The organism is Clostridioides sp. ZZV14-6150, from assembly GCF_020657875.1.
Taxonomy (GTDB): Bacteria; Bacillota; Clostridia; order Peptostreptococcales; family Peptostreptococcaceae; genus Clostridioides.
Window position 1 is genome coordinate 378,481 of record NZ_JAGWDA010000002.1, and the last position, 22,992, is coordinate 401,472.

A 22,992-nucleotide genomic window follows, 5' to 3' on the forward strand; every position below is an offset into this window, starting at 1 on the left:
AACATTACATAACTTGTAAATTAATTTATACATACGATGCTTATCTTCTATTTTCCAAATATTTTATAAAATTTTTAATACTATTTTTTAAGTACTATTTTATAACAAGAATACTTCGTCAAGACATAATATCCTACATATACGAGTGTAAATATTACAATTGCAAATACTATTGGAATTATTACAGGTGTATTACTTCCTAATATATTATCTATTAAAGCAGACTTGTAAGCAATTAATCCAAAGATACTATGTAACATCCCTAATATATATGGTATAGAAAAAAACACTAAAATCTGATTCTTAATTATTTTCTTTATATTTTTTTGACTATATCCTATTTTACTCAATATATTAAAACTGTTTCTATCATAAATGGCATTAGAAATACTGTGAAAATACAACATACTTCCTGTAGCAATAAAAAATATAACAGAAAGAAAGCTAATCAATAAAAAAGTCGAACTACTCTCATGCACAATTTCAAATTTTCTTTGATAAGCACTTATAAAATATGGATTATCCTTTAATAAATTTTTAAGTTTTTCATAAATTTCTTTATTATCTCTCATACCTTTTCCATCAATACTTATAATAGAATTTCTTAATAGATTATTATATCTAGATATTTCATTGTATAATTTATCTGACACTATTAATGTCCCAATACTATTAGAGAAACTAATTGGATTATTCAATGTAGTATCTTTTATAACTACATCTACTTTTTTATCTGAATATAAATCTAAATTAAGGATTTTCCCTTTGTCCACATTTTTTTTACTTGGTCTATATTTTACTAATATACTTTCATTATAATCTAGAGGTTTAAAATCAAGTTTTTTCCCTTGTTGTTTAATTAATTCTATATAATCAGACTCTGATATACAATCAAATCCAGAGATTCTTCCTTTATCTTTGCCAATAGAATACTCAATCGGTAAATTCTTTGATGAAGAATTTACCTTTATAATATTTGTTTCATTGTATTTAAAATTTTCTACTAGTTCATAATCTCTTACAGCATTAATAATTTTATCAACATTAATTTTTTCTTCTACCTTAAATTCGATAGCAGAAGGTACTATACGAGAAACTGCTACTACAGGATAATAAATTGATAAAACAGTAGACGCAAATATACATAATGTTCCTGCTGACAGTAAAGTTAATAAAATTAATGTTTTTGCATTAGAACGTATGGAGTAAATAAACTTAGGAATTGTAATAATCTGTATTTCTCTATAAAAATGATTTTTTTTAGTCTTTAATATTCTAATAATATAAGGTAAAAATGAATTTATAAAAAAAATAGTTCCAACAACTACGCAAAGTAAGGTCAATATAGCAATTGGAGAAAATCCAATACTATACCAAACAGAATCCTTTCCTCTAGTCATATCAAAAGCTAGTACATATCCTAATACAAGCATAAAAATACCTATAAAAGCTATCAAAGGTCTTATTCTAATCTGTTTTTCTTCATTTTGCTCTATTTTTACTAAATTAAGAAGAGAATTTCTTCGAATCAATTTCCAATTTGAAAAATATAGTACAAGTAATATAACAATTAAAAATGATAGACTAGAAATAATAGCATTTTTATTAAAAAAGGGTATCTTTGAACTATCTATATTTAAATTTAATGAATACACTATTATATATATAATAAACTTATGTAATAATGAGCCAGTTAAAATACCTATAATAAAAGCAATCATACAAATAAATACATTTTCTATCATAACTAATTTTAATATATTTGATTTTCTATATCCCATCAAGGTGTATATGCCAAGTTCTCTCATTCTACGTCTTATAAAAAATCTATTTGAGTAAAGCATATAGAACAATACAAATGAAATTATAAAAATTGAAATAGTTTTTGTCATAGTTTCGACTCTTCCATCAGATGAAATTTTATTCATTATAATATCATTCATAGAAAAAGATACAAAACTAAAAAATATCATGAGTATAAAAGCTACAGAAAACAAATACAATGAATAAAACGAAAAGTTTTTCTTAAGATTCTTTTTAGCAATGCTATATATATTCATTTTTATTACCTCCTTTTAATGTATATTAATATATTTCTTCTAGTTTAGTGGTCTTACTAACTATAGCTTCAAAGAAATCTTTATGATTTTTTTCATTTTTTTGAAGTTCCTCTATAATTTGACCATCTCTAAAAATCAAAATTCTATTACAAAAACTAGCTACATAAGCATCATGCGTTACCATCAATATAGTAGTTTTTAATTCTCGATTTACATCACTTAGTGTTTTTAGTAACTCATTTGCTGATACTGAGTCAAGTGCTCCAGTTGGTTCATCTGCAAGTATTATAGATGGTTTTTTTATAATCGCTCTTGCTGCAGCAACCCTTTGACATTGACCACCAGATAACTCATTTGGATACTTATACAAAATTGAATCTATTCCAAAGCGTTTTGTCAATAACTTGATAGAATCTTCAATTTCACTTGGTTGCATATGTTTTAAAGTAAGTGGTACAGCTATATTTTCAAAAACATTCAAACTGTCAATCAAAAAGTATTCTTGAAATATAAATCCAATATTATCCTTTATAAAATCTGCAGTAGAGTTATTATTTAATTCTTTTAAATTTACACCATTAATTACTATCTCACCACTACTTACACTATCTATTGTAGATAATACGTTTAGTAAAGTTGTTTTTCCAGAACCTGACGCCCCCATAATTCCAACAAATTCACCACAATTCACCTCAAATGAAACATGATTCAAACTTGGCTTTTTATTTTTACTATAAATCTTTGTTACATCTTTTACAGATAATAGAACATCCATATTTATACCTCCTTTAATATTATTTCATCTATGTTTAAAGTATAAATTTTTACACAAAAAAAACATGAGTAAAATACGCAAAAATAATCGCATTTATTACTCATGTTTTGTAAAATAATTATTTACATTTTAAATAGTCATTTGTGTTTTTATATTTGTTTTCTATTTTCTCTAATTTCTTTTTGAATCTGTTTAAGAGCTTTTTTTGAACCTCTCTGAATGTCTTTTTCCAATTTTCTATCTTTAAAACTAGTAAACAATGAATTTAAATCATATCCTTCAGGATATAACTCTTCTGCTTTTATACTAAGTTCTAATCTTTTTATATTTACTAATACAAAATTGTCTTTAAATAATACTTCTACATTATTAAACTTATCTCTAGGTTTATACACAACTCCAAAGTCATTTTCATCCAATAATTTTACTTTATCACCTGTATCATACTCTGTATAATGGGAAATAAATTCAATATTATCTTTATTTTCAGTATTGGATTGTAATTTACTTCTCTTAACTAAATCTAAATTGTAGTTTCTATCAGTTATATATTCTTTAGCTCTACTTAATACCTTATTTTTTATTCCCATTTTTTTAGAAATAAAAAGAGCATTACTATCCTCAGATTTTCCTATTGTTAACTTATATAATGGTTCTAAAGTTTCTTTATCAAACATCATACCTGCATTTTCAAATTCTGGATGCAAGTTAGCAAACTTTTTTATCTCACCATAATGAGTTGATGCTATTGTTATACATCCCATACTATAAAACTCTTCTAGTAATGATATTGCTAGTCCTGCTCCTTCATTAGGTTCAGTTCCACTACCTATCTCATCAAATAAAACAAGTGTAGAATTATTTGATGAGTTCATAATTTCTGCAATATTTTTTATGTGTGATGAAAAAGTACTTAGAGCATTTTCAATACTTTGATTATCTCCTATATCTACAAATACTTTTTCAAATACACTTAGTTCACTGTCTTCTTTAGCAGAAATATCAAGTCCACATTGAACCATCAAAGTTAATAGACCAACAGTCTTAAGAGTTACAGTTTTTCCACCTGCATTAGGTCCTGTTATTACAAGACTTCTATAATTTTTACCTATTTCAAAATCTAAAGGTACTACATCTCCTGTTAAAAGTGGGTGCTTACCTTTGATTATTTTTATATATCCATTGTTGTTTATTTTTGGAGTAATACCATTTATTTTTTGGCTATATTTAGCTTTTGCAAATACCATATCATATTCAGAAAGTATTTCTATATTTAACTTTATCTGAACTATTTTATCAAATATAAGCTCTGTTAAATAAGATAATATCTTGTATTCTTCAATAGTCTCATCGGCTTTTAACATAGTCAATTCTGTACTTAAATTTGACACACTTATTGGTTCAACGAATACAGTATTTCCTTTTGATGAAGTATCTAATATAGTACCATCAACTTCATTTTTATAAGAAGATTTAATCGGTATTACATATCTATCATTTCTTTTACTTATTATAAACTCTTGTATATACTTTTTGTTTATACTTGATGTTATAAACTTATTTAATCTATCTTTTATTTTTCCTTCTGTAATTTCTATATTTCTTCTTACCTTTTTTAATTCTTTACTTGCATTAGAATCAACTTTGTTTGATTTTATGCAGTAGTTTATCTCTTCCTCTATGTTTTTACATTCTGTTATATTTAAAGCATAAGAACTTAATGTAGGCGAATAAAATTCTTTGTCTAACATAAAAGCTTTCATCTTCCTACAACCTCTTAAAAAATCCTCTATATTTACAAGTTCAATAGGTTCTATTATCATTCCTTTTTCAATTTTATCTATTGTAGAACCTGCATTAAACAATCCTTCAAGTGGTATATGATTACTGTTTTCAATTATTTTTCTAGCTTCTTTATTTTCTTTTAATTTTCTTCTTACTACTTCAATATTTCCACTAGGAGTTAATTTGTCTATTAGATTTCTTCCAAGTGAACTTACACAATGTATTTTTATTAATTCTTTAACTTCATTTAATTGTAGTCTTTCAATTGTATTACTATTCATTATTTTACTTTCTCCTTTATTTATAAGTCATGAATTTTAAATAACTATTCCACTTACTTTTATAATAATTATTTGTAATCGACTTAATAAATAAGGAATTATTATGCATTAAACTCCTTATTTATTAAGAAGTCTAACCCCGGACTCACTAATGTTAGTATTTTTTTTCATAAAACACTGCTCCTTTTCTATTTTCAATTAACTATTTTAGTCACTTTAACATTATTTCATAAATTATATCCTAGTGTCAATATAAATAAATTTATTTATCTTTTAACATAATAAAAAACCCTATAATGCTCACTATTAAAACAAAAATAATGCTTATTCTTTCATTTATATCCATAATTTCTTATAGAGTCTAATTTTATAAAGATTACACATCATAGAGTTCATCTCTTTAAATTATCATACCTAAAAAAATATAAAAAACAGCTGATAGTATCAAAACATTCTTATATGCTTTAACAAAATCAGCTATTTTTAATTTAATATATTTTTAATTTTTAAAATTACCCTTTATAAGTAATTAGTGGTTTCATAGTTGCCACTACTTGAATAAGTTTATATTCTATCAAACTTTCAATAATTTGTTCTATATTTTTATATGCTTCTGGAGCTTCTTGAAATAATAAATTTATATCATTACATAGAATATAGCTTTTAAATTTAGTTTGTTTTATAGTGTCTTTATTATACTTGTTTTTAAGACGAGATTTACAAATTGAACGAGACCATTTTCTACCAGCTCCATGTGATAGAGAATATAAAGACTGTTCTGTATTTTCAGTAGGCATAACTATATATGATAGACTTCCTCTTGAACCAGGTATAATTACAGCTCCTCTTTCACTTGAAACAGCACCTTTTCTATGTATGAATTTATCTTCTCTTTTTTCTATAAAATTATGATTTATAGATAATATTTTTTCAATATTTCCAGATATACCTATTGATTGCATAATTTTTTTGCTAACAATTTCACGATTGCGCTCTGACCAGATTAAAGCTTTATCATGATTTATCATATAATCTCTTTCTTTTTCACTTCCAACTTCAATACCATTTTTGTTGTAGAACTTTTTAAGTATAGTTTCTCCATAATTTCTTGACCCACAATGAACTAACATCATTATGTCATCAGATGAAAATCTTAATTGCTCAAATTTTTCTTTATTGTGAATTTCATTTACACATTGAAATTCTATAAAATGATTTCCACTTCCAATAGTTCCCAAATTTGATATTGGACATTCCTCTTCATGTGGATTCATTATTTTTATATCAGATAAATCTTTAATTTCAGAAAGACGTTTAATCCATCTATCTTTTTTAAATTTCTTTTTGGAGATTCCAGTTTTAAATAAAGTCATTCCACAACCTATATCATTTCCAATTATATGTGGATAGATAATACCTTCAGTTTCAACTGCTAGACCCACAGGTATTTTACCTGCATGTAAATCAGGCAATCCTACTATTCTTAAAATTCCATTTAATTTTGAAATATCTTCAAGTTGTCTCTTTGCTATATCTTCAATCCAACACTTGTTATTTGCTATTACTTTTATTTCACTCATACTTTGCTCCTTTTTAATATACTCCTGCCTTTAAAAAGTAGCAAAAAGCTGTGACTTTTAGCCACAGCTTTTTTATTTTTAAACTACAAAAGCAGGTGGCTATTTGTTAAAATACTCTTAAACGTTTAATACCTCATCATTTTTTGCTAACATAATAACCACTTCCTCTCATAATTAAAACAATACTAAAATTTTAATCTATATGTATATTATTTATAGACATTTATTTTAAAATGTACAATATATAATTTTTATATTATAGAACCTATAATAATCATTGAAATCATAACTATTGCTAAACCAGCAACAACAATTTTTTTATGTAATTTTCTTCTCACTTTACTTTTATCTTCTTTTTTGACCTGAACAATTTTTTTTGGTTCTTCTTCTACTTTATCTTCAACCTCTATATATGCTTTTTCATACATTACCTTGCTAAGGTCAACAATAATATCATTAGCTCTAGTATACTTATTATTTCTACCAAGCAGCCTTTTTATAACATTTATAAGTTCTATATTTCCATTAATTGCTCTTATACTATTCCAGTCTAGTCCTTTATCAATCAATTGTAACATCTTTTCTTCTGAATTTGCTTCTCCAAAAGGTAATTTCTTAAATATAGACTCAAACAAAATAAGACCTGTTGCGAAAAAATCACTCTCTCTATCAGTATAGTTTATACATAGTTGATGTGGGCATAAATACTTTCTATTTCCATAGCTTCTTGTATTAACCCCATTATTTGCTCTTGTAATTCCAAAATCACAAATTTTAATATTATATTCTGTATTCACCATTATACTACTTGATTTTAAACTGCCATGATATGAATAATTTCTATGTATCATTTCTAAAGCCTTTAAAACTTGTATCATTATATTTATAATTGCTTCTAGATGAAGATAATTACCTAGAATTAATTCATCTAGGCCAATACCATCAAAGTCTTCGCTTACAATATAATACAATGTTGTTTCTTCTGTACAATGAATCCCAACATCAATTATTTTTAGTATATAAGGAGAGTTTATTTCATCTAAAGCAGTACTTTCATCAATTAAATTTGATACAAAATCTTCACAAATATAGTTATTGTGTTTTATAACTTTTATCAACACATTTTTTCTGTAAAAAACATCCCTAGCCTTATAGATTTTGTTAATTTCTAAAACGTCATCAGAATTTACTACCTCATACCTATTGCCTATAAAATTCAACCCTGTCACCTCCTCATACATTTTATATAACTAAATCTATTTATAATTATACCAATATATAGGAATATTTTCTATATATTAATGATTCTAATATCAAAACGACAATTAATAAGTCTACTCTTATACAAAAAACAAGAGAGTTCTCAACTCTCTTGTTTTTTGTATCAATTCAATATTAATCTAAAAAATAATCTATTTTTTCAATTCTTTATAAGAACTATTTGATATATGTTCTCTTTTTATGACTTTCCCACTTGAGTCTTTATACACTCTATATGTAGAATATTTATCTTTTCCAGTGTTTTTTACTTCTATAGATATATTTGGTTTGTCACCAGAATTGCCATATACTATAGATGATACACTTCCTCCACCTGCATAATTTTTAATATATACGGGATGGTTATATGGATTTTTAAATTTTAAATTTAATCCTCCATCACTTACTGTAGCATCTCTACCTCTTGGCACATAAGTAGATGCAGATGAGTGATTTGTAACTTGTGTTATTTCCATACCTGAAAGGAGAGCTGCATTATAAACTGTTGAAGATGTTTGACAAACACCTCCACCTGCTGATTGCTCTAATTTCCCATAAACTATAACTGGTGCATCTTTGTAACCATTAGCTTTATTGCTAGGCCCTGTAAGTTTATTATATGAAAATTCTTCACCTGGCATTAGTAAAACATCACTAGTTTTTCTTGCTGACAATGCCACATTATATGCTCTACCTGATACAGATTGAGAATATGTTGTTGAATATTGGCCTATAACAGAATTCACAGATTTTACTTGTTCTGTCGTTATATCTGGTTTTTGAAGATTTACTTTTAGTTCTAAAGACTTGTACTCTTTATTTTTTATCATGTTGTATATAGATTCTTTATTTGATGCCAAGTCAAATTCTCTACCTACAACAGACTCTGTGTAATTTAATCCACCACTTCCAACACTAATTGAAGCATTTTTCATTTTAACATTGATACTATCAGCTACTGAAGATACTTGAGCACTAAGTTTTGCCTCATCATATCCAGATTCTATTTTTAGGGCTAGCTTATTTATTCTTATATCGATATACTTCTTTAAGTTTTGAAAGTAAGAACCTTTTTTTGTACTCTCATAAGCATTTTTTACAACTTCTTCTGTGTTATATTTTAAATCAATATCATTTGGAGATATTTTATAATCTTTTCCATCATAAGTAAGATTCAGGTCTTCTGGAGTATACTTATCTGTTATAGCTTTTAATGCTTCTTCTTTGGTCATATCAGATACATTTATATCTTCTATATATACATTTTTAGCTATTTTCCCATTATATAGAAATTTGTTGTTAAAAAAATAAGTAGACACACCTATTGCTACAGCTAAAACTGCTAATACTATTATGAAAGTTCGTTTTTTTTCTTTTCCTAATTTTGAAACCCTTGTTGTACTTCTGCTCATAAATTCACCTCATTTTAACACTAACTTAATTTATCTTAATTTTGCTTATTAAAGTTTCCCTTTCAAAACTACTTTAGATTATATTTGAATAGCTTTTTTTAAACAAGGCATTTAAGCAAATGTAACTTTATTGTAAATTTATGTCTTATAATTAGATTTCTTTTTGACACTTTTTAATTATACCTTAATAAAAAATTTACCCCTTGTTTACGAATATTGATTAATCTACATTAAAAATTAAATATATCCTATTACTGGATAATGGTCTGATAAATAAATCTTTTCTACTATATATCCTTTTAGTTTAGTTTTTCTATCAGCAAAAATATAATCTATCCTAGAATTTGACTTTTCAAAGGTTGCTAAGTGAGATTTATTTAAACAAACAGCCATATCATTAAACATATCTAAAGAGATATTTTTTTCATTGAAATCACCACATAAAACAACAGCCCCTACTAATCTATTTCTGTAGTCTATTATTTCATCTAGTTGCTTTGTCCTCTCTTCTCTATCTAAACCTAAGTGTGTGTTTATAATATTTATAATTCCTCCATAATCATCTACAGTTATACAAAGTGCTCCTCGCTGTTCTTTTTTACTAGTTAAAAAAAAATGATTATTGTTTAATATTTTTAATTTTGTAAATGTACAAATTCCATATATCATATTTACCTTTTTTACATTTGTGGCAAATACACCATCCATATTTAAAACAGCCTTTAAAGCTAAAAATTGAGGGTATAGTACTTCCTGCAAACAAACCACATCACAATTTAATTGTTTTAAATACATTCCCATTTTAGGTAATGTCAATTTATTATTTGAATCCATACCTTTATGAATATTGTAGGTTACTATTTTCATTAATATCACCTCTTATGCAGTATTATGCCCTTGAGATTTAAACTCATTTATTTTTTAGTCTATAAAACACTGTACTGCTTTCTAAAAGTCAAGTAATCACAGATTTTATCACAAAAAACCTAACTTAAGTATTTATATTCTACATAAGTTAGGTTTTACAAAATTTTATAGTATTTATAATTTTATGCATTTTTAATGATGATTCTCCTTTTTTATTTTTTTCAATTTGCCTTCACTTACAACAAATAAAAATCCCATCTTTTTATATATTTCATCTAATTCAATTAAAGTCACTTCACCATTTTTTAAATTTGTTAATGTTATATCTTGTATTTTTCTTGATGGAATTATCATAAGTTATCAACACTCCTTTAAATTCTTTTTATCTTTATATTTAAATATATTTATGTATTGTGATATATATTCATAAATTATTAAAATAATTTCAAAAAACATCCGTTCTGCAAACATTCGTTCTATATGCTTATTATACATCATACAAACGTTCGATTCAATATAAAAATTAAATATATATCACTATTGGTAAATTTTACAATATTATTCACTAAATATGTCAAAATAGCTTTTTGAAATAACTTATTTTGTCAAATAAAAAAAGTTATTTCGATAAAAGTGTACACTTAAATTGAAATAACTTTTCTGATATGAATTATTTAGCTTTATACTATAGTTTCATTAAGCTAACATATGTAATATTTGAGTCACTATAAGAGCACAATAAGTTCCTATAACATTTCCTAAAAGCCCCATAAGTACACCTACTGGAATTAATACCGGATTATGAACCCCAGCAATCATTGGTGCTGTAGTTACACCACCTATATTAGCTATACTTCCTACCTCACAAGTAAATAAGTCTAATTTAAATAGTTTTGCAAGTCCTATAAATGAAATAGCATGTACAAGAACTACTACTAATCCAAACATTATGTAAACAGGAGCCTCTGATAGTCCAAAGAAATTTGCTTTACTTCCTGTTGCTGCAAGAAGCAAGTACATAAATACATTTCCCACTAATGTACTTCCTTTAAGTTTTGATATCTTAGTCATACCTAACAGTATTGATACTGTAGATGCAACAAGCACTACCCACATAGTCTCATTAAGTATACCTGAAGTTGGAAGTATCTTAGATACAATCTGTGCAAATGCTGCAACTCCAAATCCAACAGACAATAAAGTCATAAGTTCCACAAATGTAGGTGCTGTATTATCTTTATTTTCTTTCTCAAGCTTTGCTGTAACCTCATCTATAAAACTTGTATCACATTTTGTCCATTTGTTGAATTTAGGGCCAAATTTTACAGACATTAGACAAACAGACATCCATACTGTATATCCTATAGAACCCATAAGTATTGCATAGCTAAGCCCTTCTTCTGCAACACCTAGAGCATTAGCTGCTGCAATCATATTTGATGAACCACCTATCCATGACCCAGATGCTGCACCAAGAACTTTCCACGAATCTGCACCCATTGAACCTTTAAAAATTATAAAAGCTATGATAAATCCAAGCATAAATGTCAATGTAGCGCAGAAAAATGATAATAACATTTTAGGTCCCATTTTTAATATTTTTCTTAAATCACATTGAATTAATAAGAATACTAACATTAATGGTAGAAAATTTACTGTTATTATATTCTGATATATACCAACTTCTTCATTTTGTGCAAATAAACCAAATGATGCAAGTATAGCAGACCCTAAATAAATTAAAAGCATTGGATTAATAACATCAAATATCTTCCATTTTAATTTATCAACCATGTAAAAAATGCCACCTACAAATACAACTAAAAAACTACAAAATACGAATCCGTTTTCAATCACATTATATACATCCTCTCTTTTCCTAAGTGATTCAGATTTTTTATAATTCCTAATAAAAATTTTTCTCAGAATAATCCAAATAATTAAAATAAACTTTTATATATATATTTAGCTAATTAAATACATATATAACCAACTATTTACATATATTAATAAAGGTTTACAGATTAATTACTTTAAAAACGAATAATCTGAATTTAAAATCTTTTTCAACAATTATTTTATTACTAAAATCTTTATTTGTAAAGAGAATTAAACTAAATATCTCATTTATTTGTTTTTATTTGTTTATTTGTTTTTTATTTATTTTTATTATTTATACAATAAAACTATTTTTAACTTAAACCTATATAATATAAATTAATTTTACCTTATATATTATTTTTTTAATAGATTTAGAAATTTTTCTTTCAAATACAGTTTTCAGAACATTCGTATTTATGTTATAATTTGTATGAATATATATTTTTTAGGAGGAAATAATATGAACTTAAATTTAACTAATACTATAAATTTAATGAAGAAGTATCTTGATATACCAAGTCCAGCTGGATATACTGAAAATGCAGTTTTAGAAAGCAAAAAGGATTTTGAAACTTTAGGTCTTAATACTACTCTTACAAAAAAAGGTGCACTTATAGCTACTCTTCCTGGTGAAGATGATTCAAATCAAATAACAATATCTGCACATATGGATACACTTGGTGCTATGGTAAAAGAAATATCACCAGATGGTACTCTTAAATACCATAAAGTTGGTGGTGGTTGTTGGGCCGCTATAGAGGGTGAAAATTGTACTGTTATAACTAGAAAAGGTAAAAAAATCAGAGGAAGTATTGTGTTTAAATACGCTTCTACTCATATATATGGACAGACAAAAGCTGCATCTGAAAGAAATGAAGAAACAATGATTATTAGACTTGATGAAAAAGTATTTAATAAACAGGATGTTTTGGATTTAGGAATAAGTGTTGGAGATTTTGTATGTCTAGACCATCGTTTTGAAGCTACAGAATCTGGTTTTATAAAATCTAGATATATAGATAACAAAGCAGCTGTAGCAATGGTTCTTGAAATAGCTAGATACTTTAAGGAAAACAACTTAACACCTAAACATACTACTAACTTCTATATAAGTAATTATGAGGAAATTGGACATGGTGTCTCTAAAGCTTTACCTGAAAAAACTAGAGAATTTGTAGCAATAGACATAGCACCTACTGGGCCAAGTCAAACATCTAGTGAACATGGTGTGACTATAGTTGCAAAAGATAACTTATCTCTATATGATTTTAATTTAAGAAATAAACTTGTAGATGTTGCAGAAGATAATAATTTAGATTATGCTGTCGATGTATTTACTTTTTATGGTTCAGATGCTTCAGAGGCTATTCGTTGGGGAGAAGATGTTCAAATAGCTTGTGTTGGCCCTGGAACAAATAATAGCCACCACTACGAAAGAACTCATATAGAAGCAATTGAAAATACTCTAAAACTTCTTATAAATTATATGCTAAAAAAATAATTAACTATATATTTTATTAAAGTCATTTCTTTGTAAATAACCAATTTTTATTTTTATTTTTATACAAAAATTGGTTTTTCTATAGACTTAATTTCGATTTACTACTATTATATAAGTAACTTCAATTTTCTTTAGTTAATTTTTATATGATTCACACAAATTGTATAAAAATTTTCTTTAGTTAATTGTTGTTAAAATAAATTTTACAAGCTAACCCTACCAGAAAAGAGTTATCTAATCTGTAAGGAAATAGTTTAATATAGCACATTATAATTGTGTAATTAATAACTTTTCTTTTGTAGAAACTTTTCTTTAAAAAGAAAAGTTTTTTGATTTTGGATTTGTTTAAGAACATATTTTCTGAGTTAGGAGGATATTTATGAAAAAGGTTGCGGTTATAAGTGCTATTTTGGAAGAACCAAAAGAATGTCAGCTTAAATTTAATGAAGTAGTATCGACTTTTAAAGGCATTATTAAAGGTAGAATGGGAATTCCTTGTGAAGAAGAGGGTGTCTCAATTGTATGTATAGCAGTTGTTGGCGAAATGGATATTATCAATAGTTTGACTGGTAAATTGGGAAATATACCTCATGTATCTGTAAAAACTAGTATATCAAAAAAAGAAATTTAAGGTGGTGAGTACAAATGAGTCTAAATTCTACTCCACAATCAATAAGAGTACATATAGGTCTCTTTGGCAAAAGAAATGCAGGTAAATCTAGCGTAATAAACGCTATAACAAATCAAAGTGCTGCAATAGTATCAGATATTGCTGGAACTACTACAGACCCAGTATTTAGACCAATGGAAATCCTTCCTATAGGACCTTGTGTTCTTATAGATACTGCTGGTCTTGACGATGTTGGTGAGCTTGGTGAGCTTAGAATAAGCAAATCATTAGATATTTTAGAAAAGACAGACATAGCTTTACTAGTAGTGGATTGCCAAATTGGTGTGTCAAAAGAAGATTTATCACTAATTGAAAAGTTTAATGATAAAAATATACCTCATATTTTAGTACTTAACAAGATTGATACAATTAAAAATCAATCTGAAATTTTAAGCTTAACTAAAAATAAAGTTAAATGTCCAGTTGTTTCTGTCTCATCAACAGATAAAATTGGAATTGAAGATTTAAAAAATGAAATAATAAAGGTTTTGCCTAAAGATAGCAATGAGTTTAAATTGGTATCAGATTTAATTGATCCAAATGATTTAGTTGTCTTAGTCGTTCCAATAGATAAGGCAGCTCCAAAAGGTAGGCTTATACTTCCTCAACAGCAAGTTATAAGAGATATTTTGGATACTGGAGCAATTTCTATAGTTACAAAAGAAGATAACTTAAAAGAAACTCTATCTAATTTAAGTAAAAAACCTAAGCTTGTTATTACTGACTCTCAAGTATTTCCACAAGTGGATAAAGATACTCCAAAAGATATTCCTCTTACATCTTTTTCTATATTGTTCGCTAGACAAAAAGGAGACCTTAAAGAATTAATTGATGGTGCCTATGCTTTAGAAAATTTAAAAGATGGTGACAAGGTCTTGATGGCTGAAGGTTGTACTCATCATAGACAAACTGATGATATTGGAACAGTTAAAATCCCTAATATGATTAGAAAGAAAACTGGTAAAAATATTACTTTTGAATTTAGTTCTGGAGTATCCTTCACTGAAGATATAACTAAATATGCACTTGTAGTTCATTGTGGAGCTTGTATGATGAATAGAGCTGGAATGTTATCTAGAATAGAAAAGGCAAAATCTTTCAATGTACCTATCGTAAACTATGGTATTTTAATAGCATATACAAAAGGTATTTTAGAAAGATCACTTGAACTTTTCAATTACTAAAAATTTAACTATATTTAATAAATACATATTTAGATATGACTAAAAATAAGATTAAATACTTTATAGATAAACTTTACAGCATTAATTCACTAAGCTTTGATGAACTACTATACTTAATAGAGAATATCGACAATGAAGAATATAACTTTGAACAAAATTTGAGAAACTATCTTTACAAGCAAGCTAGCGATATGAGAAATAAATACTATGGAAATAGAGTCTACTTAAGAGGGCTTATAGAACTTACAAACTACTGCAAAAACAATTGTTACTACTGTGGTATACAATCTTCTAACAAAAATATTACAAGATATCGACTTTCAACGGATGAAATACTTGAATGTTGTGATATAGGTTATAAGATAGGATACAGAACTTTTGTTTTACAAGGTGGTGAAGACACATATTTTACTGATGATAAGATATGTGAGATTGTTTCAAGTATAAAAAATAAATATGAGGATTGCGCTATAACATTATCATTAGGAGAAAAAAGCTATGACTCCTATAAAAAATACTTTTTAAGTGGTGCAGACAGATATCTTTTAAGACATGAAACTGCTACAGACAGCCATTACAAAAAATTACATCCGCCAAACATTGAACTTAGAACTAGAAAAGAATGCCTTAAAAACCTCAAGGAAATTGGTTATCAAGTAGGTGCTGGATTTATGGTTGAGTCACCATTCCAAAGCAATGAGGACCTTGTTCGTGACTTATTATACCTAAAAGAGTTAAATCCTCATATGGTTGGTATAGGACCTTTTATCCCACATCATGATACAATCTTTAAAGATTATAAACATGGTGATTTAGAAAAAACACTACTTATGCTTTCAATTACAAGACTTCTACTTCCAAAAGTCTTATTACCTGCTACAACAGCTCTTGCATCTATAAACCCTAGTGGTAGAAATGCAGGCCTTTTAGCTGGTTGTAATGTAATTATGCCAAACCTTTCTCCTCAAGAATTTAGAAAACAATATTCTCTTTATGATAACAAAGCATTTACTGGTCAAGAAGCTTGTGAATATCACCAGAGTTTAGAGGAAAATATCAAGTCGCTAGGACTTAAAGTTGACTACTCTCGTGGTGATAATATTGAATGGAGGCGTTTGTAAATGTTCATAAAACATGAACTTATTAATTCTTTATTAGAGGATGCAAAAAATTCAACTTCTGATGATATTGAGAAAGTGCTTGATAAGGCTGATAGAAGAGAAAAACTTAGCTATAAAGATATAGCTACACTTCTTGAAGTAGAAGATAAAAAACAACTTGATAGATTGTTTAGTATAGCTGGGCAAATAAAAAATGAAATATATGGTAATAGAGTAGTTTTATTTGCCCCTCTCTATGTATCAAACTACTGTGTAAATGAATGTGTTTACTGTGGTTTCAATACATGTAATAAATTTAAAAGAAAAAAACTTACTATGGACGAAGTAAGAGAAGAAGTTAAAATACTGGAAAAAATGGGTCATAAAAGACTTGCTTTAGAAGCTGGTGAAGACCCTAAAAATTGTGATATAAACTATATATTAGACTGCTTAGATGCAATTTATTCAACATATAATGAAAATGGAAATATAAGAAGGGTAAACGTTAACATAGCAGCTACTAGTGTAGATGAATATAAACTATTAAAAGAAAAAGGAATAGGAACTTATATACTATTCCAAGAAACATACCATAAACCAACATTTATAAAGATGCATGGTCAATCTATAAAAAATGACTACTACTACCATTTAACAGCTTTTGATAGAGCTATGGCAGCTGGAGTTGATGATGTTGGTGCTGGAGTTTTATTTGGTTTAGCTGATCCTAAATTTGAAGTTTTAGGCCTTATGATGCATAATGAACATCTGGAAGAAAAATTTGGTGTAGGATTCCACACTATATCTTTTCCTAGATTAAAAAAAGCTGAAGGTATGAACTTAGAAAACTTCCCTCATTTAGTTTCTGATGATATGTTTAAAAAAATTGTAGCTATAACTAGATTAGCAGTTCCTTTTACTGGAATTATAATGTCTACTAGAGAAACTGCCGAAATGAGAAATGAATTATTAAAATATGGTGTATCACAAGTTAGTGCAGGTTCTCTAACAGGTGTTGGTGGATATAAAGCATATGAGGATGGTGACAATACAGATCAATTCGAGGTTGGAGACCACAGAAGCCCTGTAGAAGTACTTAAGGAACTAATTACTGATGGATATATACCTAGTTACTGTACAGCCTGTTATCGAAAAGGTAGAACTGGGGATAGATTTATGAGTTTAGCTAAGAGTCGTCAAATTCACAACGTCTGCACACCAAATGCACTTACTACATTAAATGAATTTTTAATTGATTATGGTGATGAAGAACTTAAAGTTATGGGTAAAAAACTTATTACTGAAGAAATAGCTAAGATAGAAAGAGAAGACATAAGAAACATTGTATCTAACAATATGACTGCCTTAGAACGTGGGGAAAGAGATTTATACTTATAAAATTTTATTCATTGTATATTATTATTGTATATTCTATAGGTTAGTAGTAATATTATCTAAAGGGAAAGTTTAAGGGAGGGAGATTAACATTGAAAGATAACAACAATACCAATAAAACTATTCAATTTGGAGAAAAAAAAGCTAGCCTAGAAAACAATATTCAAAAAAATAAAAATGTCAAACTTGATGATACACACAAAGTCATTCCTTACCCTAAAAATAGAAAAAAGGATGATAAAAAGAAAAATAACAAAAAAAAGAATACAAATATAAACAAACATAAGGTCAATAGAGATAATTATGGGCATTCTTTTTTTAATAACAAATACAAATATAAAAGAAAACCATATGTTATTGCTTTATACACAGTAATTTTTATTCTTTTAGCAATTTTGATTATAACAAAATTGACAGATAGTTCGAGTAAGGGTAACTACTCTCGTAATACTGTTTCTGATACTCACAAAAGTAATACCCAAAACATAACCTTTAATGAATCGACTAATCTTCTTACTTGTGGGTAACTTAAAAGAGTTATCTCATTTCAGAAATTACTTTCTAAAATTGAGATAACTCTTTTTTATTTAATATCTATTTTACCAACCTTGAGTTACTTCATAAACTTCGTCACCAATTCTACCATTTAAATAATCATCTATTGCAGAATCTATAATACTCATTGCTTTATCTACTTGCTCCTTAGTTATTACTAGAGGTGGTTGTACTCTTAAAGTAGATTGTCCTAAGAATATCATTATCAATCCAGTTTGTATACATCTATAGCATATCTTAGCTGTAGCATCTGGATATTTTTCAGTAGAACCTTTTCCTTTAACTATATCAACTCCTATAGATAAACCTAAGCCTCTTATTTCTCCAATTATATCGTATTTTTCTTTTAGTTTTTCAAATCCTGCTTTAATATAATCTCCCATTTCTATACTCTTTTGAAGTAAGTTTTCTCTTTCAATTATTTCTATAGATTTTAAAGCAGCTACACATACTGTTGTATTTCCAGCTAAAGTAAATAGATGTGCTGGTGCATCAAGACTTTGCATTATTTCTGTTCTTCCAACAACTGCTCCTAGAGGTAATCCTCCACCAACAGATTTTCCAAGAACTATAAGGTCTGCTTCAATACCAAAATTTTCTATACCAAACCATTTACCTGTTCTTCCCATACCTTGTTGTATTTCATCACTTATAAGTAGTATTCCATTTCCTTTACATATTTTACTTAATCCTTGAATCCATTCTACTGGAGGCACTATTATCCCTGCATCTCCTGCAATTGGTTCTATAAATATTGCAGCTACTTCTTCTACTGGTAAGTAGTGTGCAAAAGCATATTCCATTTCATCTAAACATTCTTTAGCAGTTCTATTTTTATCTGGATAATGGAAGTGATAAACTTCTGGTAATAATGGACCCATTTTTCTTCTCATATTTGTACTTAATGCAGATATAGATATAGCTCCATAAGTACTTCCATGATATGACTCACACATAGATATTATTTTTGTTCTTCCAGTATATCCTCTTGCTAATTTTATAGCAGCATCTATGCAAGCAGAGCCTGTTGCGCTGTATAATACTTTCTTATCATTATCTCCAGGGGCTATTTCCACAAGCTTTTCAGCTAATTTTACAGGAGGATCACTATGGAAATATGCAAGTGTATATTGTGTGATATCATCCATTTGTTCTTTAACTGCTTGTGAGATTTCCTTATTTCCATGACCTACATTTGCAGAGCCTGCACTTGCTAAAAAGTCTACATACTCATTACCTTCATAATCATATAACATCGCACCTTCACCTGATTTAAATGCTACTGGATAATAAGGTATTTTTTGAGTTTTAGCAACATATTTTTTTTCTTCTGTACTTATCATTTGACTAGTTATCTCGCTCATTGGCAAATCATTCCCCTCTTTAAGTAAATTTATATTTTTAGAATTATTGCAATTTGTAAAGATATTTTTATATAAAATTCTTTATATACTAATGTTAGTATTTTTGACACAAATTGTCAATATATGTTTTTATAATTTTCAAAATATTTGTTATTCAGAGATAATATATTTTGTTTTCAGCAAATCAACTCTATTTCTCCAAAAAATAAAGAACTCTATTCTATTACAATAGAGTTCTTTGTAAATTATCTTATAAATACTATTTTTCTGTTTATTTTTAATTAAATCATATTATCATCTTTTATTATCATTAATGATTTCTTTAAAGTATTGTAATTGTTCTTGTTGTTTTTTATGTTTTATATCTGGAAAAGCCTTGATAATTCTTTTTTGTAAGATAATATTAGATTCTATACGGTCTAATTTACTGTTTATTTTATTTAATTTTTCTCTAGCTTCTAATTCTTCACTATTTATTGTTTTAAATAAAGCTTGTATCTCTCTTCTATCAAACTTATCTAATTTCATATTTATATCATTTAGGTCTGTAATTATTTCATCTAATAAATTGAGCTTCATATCTAATTTTTTAAGTGATATGATAGTAACAATTAAATCCACAATTGTCCATAAAGTCGTAATTACCACTATTGAAATTAATATATTATACGGAATAGTACTTACAATATATTCTATATAGGGATGTATAAATTTTATTATTACAACAGACATTATACCAAAATATATTGCATTTTTTAAACAGACTCTTCCCTTTATATTAAATTTTTGGTCAGAATAATCCCACCATTTAGCATGAAATAATGTTTCTAAAATAAATCCTGTAAAATATTCTAGAATTGTAGTCAAAATCATTCCTATCAAAAATAAAATAATTATATTGTCAAATCTTCCTAGTATTGATATCACAAGTACTGCTCCAAAACCATAAACAGGACATATTGGACCATTTAAAAACCCTCTATTGATTATCCTTTTGCTTGCTATAGAACATCCTGCACTTTCTACTACCCATCCTAGAAATGAATATATAAAAAAATACAAAATATATTTTATTATCTCCATAATTTATCTCTACTCCTTCAACAGTTGATATATTTTTGTGCATAATGTAAAAATAATTATAGAAATAGTTTTTTCGTTTTTTACTTTTGTTATTCTTTTTTTATTGGATATTCTATTCATCTAATCCAATTAATAATCTAGAAGCTGTGATTCCATGTTCATCTTTTGGTTGATTATCTTTATCAATCCAAATCTCAAATGTATCAGTTTTCTTTAATAGAGGTAAATTTTTAACATCAAATTCTTCATATCTAATTATATCTTTGTTCTCTTCTTCAGTAATTACAAAAGATATTAATTTTGTATTTTTACTCAGATAAACTTTTATATAACCATCCTTATCCATTAAATTTTCTGGACACTTTATATTATTATTACAAGCTGTCTTAATAGTTAACACACCATTTTTAAAACTTTCAAATGAACCAATTATATCTGCCTCATTTTTATCTATATCTTTAACTATTTCCTTATTTTCTTCAACTAATATTCTTGAAACTTGTTTATCTGGCTTGAGTTTAAAAGTTAACAAGCTTTGGTAGTTTGTAACAATGACACCCAATCCTATCACTCCCAAAATTATGCTTGTACTTATTATGGCTTGGAATTTTTTAATGTTATTAGGAAATAATTTGGTCACCTTTGTATAAATAATAATACCAAGTATCCCACCTAATGAATTTAGAATCACATCATCTATGTCACTGCTTCCAATAGCCAAAATGTATTGTATTAATTCAAATCCTAAACTAATAAGAGAAATTATTATAATTATATTTCTTTTATCTAATTTTTTTAATACTATAGGAAGAAAAATTCCCATCGGAATAAATATACCTACATTACCTATGATATTTGCAATAGCTCTTATAAGACTAATGTTACTGTCTGTTATAAATTGCCATACTGTATAAAAGGGAATTAAATTGACAGACCTAAATCCCCCCTTGAAAATAGCGTAAATTGGTACATCTTTAAATAAAATTATCCTTATAGTTATTAAAACATATACCAAAAATATTGTGTATATAATTGACAATAATAATTTTTCTGAAGTTCCACATATTTCCTTTTTCAATAATAACACCTTCTCTCTTTTAATATTTTAATAGTACCAACAAGTATTTAAGATGCCTTTAAAATTTTCTTAAATTTTCCTTAAGTGTTAAATTAAAACACATTAAAAAAGGTCTATACTTTAAAATATAGACCTTCATAAATTTCCTTATAAATACATTTTATTAAATAACAAACAATTTAAGTGTAGAACAAACAATAACCAAAGTTAAAAGTAATCTAGCATATAAAAAATTTTTTTCTTTAAGCATAACGCCTGCAATTCCAAGTATAAAAAAGAGAGATGCAATAAATTTACCAAGAATATTATTACTTGGATAAGAACTAAAATGCATGAAACAAAGTACAAATGTATATACCCCTATTGCATTAAATACAATTGTATTAGATGCTATCTTTCCTTTATTAAAAAAGAAACAGAATATTGACACTAAATCTAAAAACAAAAATACATAAAACATGACTTTTAAAACGCCCATACTTATACCCCCTAATAAATTTAATTATAATATCTGGTTTATTTCATACAATTCTCAATATACTCAGGATAAACTTATAATCTTAATATAATAATAGTATAAGTTTATATTACTGGCTTATTAATTTTTATATTTACATTACTAGTTTATTACTTCATATTCATACATATTATAATCACATTCATACATATTTAAAGACTCATACGTTGCTTTTGCATTTATGTTTTCTTTTTCTACATATAATCTCATGCCAACAATATTTTCATCTCTATCACACATATTTTTTATATGATTAAATAAATAATTAAAGATGCTCTTTCTTCTATACTCTTTCTCTACATATACACTCTGAATCCAAAGAAAGTTTCCATTTCTCCAATCACTCCACTCATATGTATACATAATCTGTGCGACAACCTTATCAAATACTGTATATACATAATATTTTCCTTTTCTTTCATCTAATAACAATGCCCTTACACCTTTAGTTAAAACATCCATGTCAAGTTCTTTTCCTTCTGTTTCTTTGGCTAAATTATAATTAAATTTCGCTATTATATCCAAATCCTCTAAACGGGCTTCTCTTATCTCTATCAGCTCTTCATTTTCATATAATTCTATATAGTCTTTTTGTTGTTCCATACTTATTCCCCCATATCTATTTTATGTATTACATTAATCTT

Annotated in this window: 20 protein-coding genes; 6 read left to right on the plus strand and 14 right to left on the minus strand. The window is 26.9% G+C overall.

The genetic code is table 11. The features are described 5' to 3' along the window. Positions 1 to 80: 80 nt before the first annotated feature. The 9 genes from KGF41_RS04230 to KGF41_RS04270 all read right to left on the minus strand — a co-directional run bounded on the left by KGF41_RS04230 (position 81) and on the right by KGF41_RS04270 (position 11,877). Positions 81 to 2,060 carry an ABC transporter permease gene (locus KGF41_RS04230; RefSeq protein ID WP_227856380.1) on the minus strand — a complete coding sequence of 660 codons (1,980 nt, stop codon included), beginning with the start codon at positions 2,058 to 2,060 and terminating at the stop codon, positions 81 to 83. Between the two features lie 25 nt (positions 2,061 to 2,085). After that, on the minus strand, positions 2,086 to 2,835 hold the full coding sequence (locus KGF41_RS04235; protein ID WP_227856381.1) for an ABC transporter ATP-binding protein: 750 nt from the start codon (positions 2,833 to 2,835) through the stop codon (positions 2,086 to 2,088). A gap of 149 nt (positions 2,836 to 2,984) precedes the next feature. Next, positions 2,985 to 4,901 (minus strand): endonuclease MutS2, encoded by a 1,917-nt coding sequence (locus tag KGF41_RS04240; RefSeq protein WP_227856382.1) that lies wholly within the window; start codon positions 4,899 to 4,901, stop codon positions 2,985 to 2,987. Positions 4,902 to 5,413: 512 nt separating this feature from the next. Continuing rightward, a complete protein-coding gene (locus tag KGF41_RS04245; protein WP_227841575.1) occupies positions 5,414 to 6,481 on the minus strand; it encodes an RNA ligase RtcB family protein in 1,068 nt (355 codons plus the stop codon). A 251-nt stretch (positions 6,482 to 6,732) separates the two neighbouring features. Next, positions 6,733 to 7,710 carry a protein kinase domain-containing protein gene (locus KGF41_RS04250; protein WP_227829565.1) on the minus strand — a complete coding sequence of 326 codons (978 nt, stop codon included), beginning with the start codon at positions 7,708 to 7,710 and terminating at the stop codon, positions 6,733 to 6,735. Positions 7,711 to 7,893: 183 nt separating this feature from the next. Beyond that, entirely contained in the window at positions 7,894 to 9,153 is a 1,260-nt protein-coding gene (locus KGF41_RS04255) for a VanW family protein (protein WP_227829515.1), read from the minus strand. Between the two features lie 237 nt (positions 9,154 to 9,390). Next, positions 9,391 to 10,020 (minus strand): endonuclease/exonuclease/phosphatase family protein, encoded by a 630-nt coding sequence (locus KGF41_RS04260; RefSeq protein ID WP_227829516.1) that lies wholly within the window; start codon positions 10,018 to 10,020, stop codon positions 9,391 to 9,393. 192 nt (positions 10,021 to 10,212) lie between these two features. Continuing rightward, positions 10,213 to 10,374: a hypothetical protein gene (locus KGF41_RS04265; RefSeq protein ID WP_227434804.1), complete on the minus strand. Its 162-nt coding sequence runs from the start codon at positions 10,372 to 10,374 to the stop codon at positions 10,213 to 10,215. 342 nt (positions 10,375 to 10,716) lie between these two features. Further along, positions 10,717 to 11,877: a DUF819 domain-containing protein gene (locus tag KGF41_RS04270; RefSeq protein WP_227829517.1), complete on the minus strand. Its 1,161-nt coding sequence runs from the start codon at positions 11,875 to 11,877 to the stop codon at positions 10,717 to 10,719. A gap of 484 nt (positions 11,878 to 12,361) precedes the next feature. Between KGF41_RS04270 and KGF41_RS04275 the strand changes: the two genes are divergently transcribed. The 6 genes from KGF41_RS04275 to KGF41_RS04300 all read left to right on the plus strand — a co-directional run bounded on the left by KGF41_RS04275 (position 12,362) and on the right by KGF41_RS04300 (position 18,278). Beyond that, the gene (locus tag KGF41_RS04275; protein WP_227829518.1) at positions 12,362 to 13,402 is read left to right on the plus strand and encodes a M42 family metallopeptidase; all 1,041 of its coding nucleotides are present in this window, start codon (positions 12,362 to 12,364) and stop codon (positions 13,400 to 13,402) included. A 379-nt stretch (positions 13,403 to 13,781) separates the two neighbouring features. Beyond that, a complete protein-coding gene (locus tag KGF41_RS04280) occupies positions 13,782 to 14,033 on the plus strand; it encodes a TM1266 family iron-only hydrogenase system putative regulator (protein WP_227434807.1) in 252 nt (83 codons plus the stop codon). 14 nt (positions 14,034 to 14,047) lie between these two features. After that, the gene (hydF, locus tag KGF41_RS04285) at positions 14,048 to 15,256 is read left to right on the plus strand and encodes a [FeFe] hydrogenase H-cluster maturation GTPase HydF (RefSeq protein ID WP_227856383.1); all 1,209 of its coding nucleotides are present in this window, start codon (positions 14,048 to 14,050) and stop codon (positions 15,254 to 15,256) included. Between the two features lie 35 nt (positions 15,257 to 15,291). Continuing rightward, positions 15,292 to 16,377, plus strand: a complete 1,086-nt coding sequence (gene hydE, locus KGF41_RS04290; protein ID WP_227829520.1) for a [FeFe] hydrogenase H-cluster radical SAM maturase HydE — start codon at positions 15,292 to 15,294, stop codon at positions 16,375 to 16,377. After that, positions 16,378 to 17,754 (plus strand): [FeFe] hydrogenase H-cluster radical SAM maturase HydG, encoded by a 1,377-nt coding sequence (gene hydG, locus KGF41_RS04295; protein ID WP_227856384.1) that lies wholly within the window; start codon positions 16,378 to 16,380, stop codon positions 17,752 to 17,754. It begins immediately after the preceding gene. Between the two features lie 89 nt (positions 17,755 to 17,843). Continuing rightward, positions 17,844 to 18,278 carry a hypothetical protein gene (locus KGF41_RS04300; protein ID WP_227840642.1) on the plus strand — a complete coding sequence of 145 codons (435 nt, stop codon included), beginning with the start codon at positions 17,844 to 17,846 and terminating at the stop codon, positions 18,276 to 18,278. Between the two features lie 72 nt (positions 18,279 to 18,350). Here the strand turns inward: KGF41_RS04300 and KGF41_RS04305 are convergent, their stop codons facing one another. From KGF41_RS04305 to KGF41_RS04325, 5 genes are all read right to left on the minus strand, one after another. After that, positions 18,351 to 19,670: an aminotransferase class III-fold pyridoxal phosphate-dependent enzyme gene (locus KGF41_RS04305; RefSeq protein ID WP_227856385.1), complete on the minus strand. Its 1,320-nt coding sequence runs from the start codon at positions 19,668 to 19,670 to the stop codon at positions 18,351 to 18,353. A 294-nt stretch (positions 19,671 to 19,964) separates the two neighbouring features. Continuing rightward, on the minus strand, positions 19,965 to 20,753 hold the full coding sequence (locus KGF41_RS04310; protein ID WP_227841572.1) for a putative ABC transporter permease: 789 nt from the start codon (positions 20,751 to 20,753) through the stop codon (positions 19,965 to 19,967). Between the two features lie 112 nt (positions 20,754 to 20,865). Beyond that, positions 20,866 to 21,831, minus strand: a complete 966-nt coding sequence (locus KGF41_RS04315; protein WP_227829525.1) for a VanZ family protein — start codon at positions 21,829 to 21,831, stop codon at positions 20,866 to 20,868. A 163-nt stretch (positions 21,832 to 21,994) separates the two neighbouring features. Further along, complete coding sequence (locus tag KGF41_RS04320; RefSeq protein ID WP_227829526.1) at positions 21,995 to 22,309, minus strand: hypothetical protein; 315 nt, start codon at positions 22,307 to 22,309, stop codon at positions 21,995 to 21,997. 141 nt (positions 22,310 to 22,450) lie between these two features. Next, on the minus strand, positions 22,451 to 22,951 hold the full coding sequence (locus tag KGF41_RS04325) for a GNAT family N-acetyltransferase (RefSeq protein ID WP_227829527.1): 501 nt from the start codon (positions 22,949 to 22,951) through the stop codon (positions 22,451 to 22,453). Positions 22,952 to 22,992: the final 41 nt, after the last annotated feature.

Excerpts from the sequence above, each read along its gene's own strand:
- KGF41_RS04230 (WP_227856380.1), bottom strand. The coding sequence starts at position 2,060 with ATGAATATATATAGCATTGCTAAAAAGAATCTTAAGAAAAACTTTTCG.
- KGF41_RS04310 (WP_227841572.1), bottom strand. The coding sequence starts at position 20,753 with ATGGAGATAATAAAATATATTTTGTATTTTTTTATATATTCATTTCTA.
- KGF41_RS04240 (WP_227856382.1), bottom strand. The coding sequence starts at position 4,901 with ATGAATAGTAATACAATTGAAAGACTACAATTAAATGAAGTTAAAGAA.
- KGF41_RS04275 (WP_227829518.1), top strand. The coding sequence starts at position 12,362 with ATGAACTTAAATTTAACTAATACTATAAATTTAATGAAGAAGTATCTT.
- KGF41_RS04245 (WP_227841575.1), bottom strand. The coding sequence starts at position 6,481 with ATGAGTGAAATAAAAGTAATAGCAAATAACAAGTGTTGGATTGAAGAT.
- KGF41_RS04305 (WP_227856385.1), bottom strand. The coding sequence starts at position 19,670 with ATGAGCGAGATAACTAGTCAAATGATAAGTACAGAAGAAAAAAAATAT.
- KGF41_RS04325 (WP_227829527.1), bottom strand. The coding sequence starts at position 22,951 with ATGGAACAACAAAAAGACTATATAGAATTATATGAAAATGAAGAGCTG.
- hydE (WP_227829520.1), top strand. The coding sequence starts at position 15,292 with ATGACTAAAAATAAGATTAAATACTTTATAGATAAACTTTACAGCATT.
- KGF41_RS04260 (WP_227829516.1), bottom strand. The coding sequence starts at position 10,020 with ATGAAAATAGTAACCTACAATATTCATAAAGGTATGGATTCAAATAAT.
- KGF41_RS04280 (WP_227434807.1), top strand. The coding sequence starts at position 13,782 with ATGAAAAAGGTTGCGGTTATAAGTGCTATTTTGGAAGAACCAAAAGAA.
- KGF41_RS04255 (WP_227829515.1), bottom strand. The coding sequence starts at position 9,153 with ATGAGCAGAAGTACAACAAGGGTTTCAAAATTAGGAAAAGAAAAAAAA.
- KGF41_RS04320 (WP_227829526.1), bottom strand. The coding sequence starts at position 22,309 with ATGGGCGTTTTAAAAGTCATGTTTTATGTATTTTTGTTTTTAGATTTA.
- KGF41_RS04265 (WP_227434804.1), bottom strand. The coding sequence starts at position 10,374 with ATGATAATTCCATCAAGAAAAATACAAGATATAACATTAACAAATTTA.
- hydF (WP_227856383.1), top strand. The coding sequence starts at position 14,048 with ATGAGTCTAAATTCTACTCCACAATCAATAAGAGTACATATAGGTCTC.
- KGF41_RS04235 (WP_227856381.1), bottom strand. The coding sequence starts at position 2,835 with ATGGATGTTCTATTATCTGTAAAAGATGTAACAAAGATTTATAGTAAA.
- hydG (WP_227856384.1), top strand. The coding sequence starts at position 16,378 with ATGTTCATAAAACATGAACTTATTAATTCTTTATTAGAGGATGCAAAA.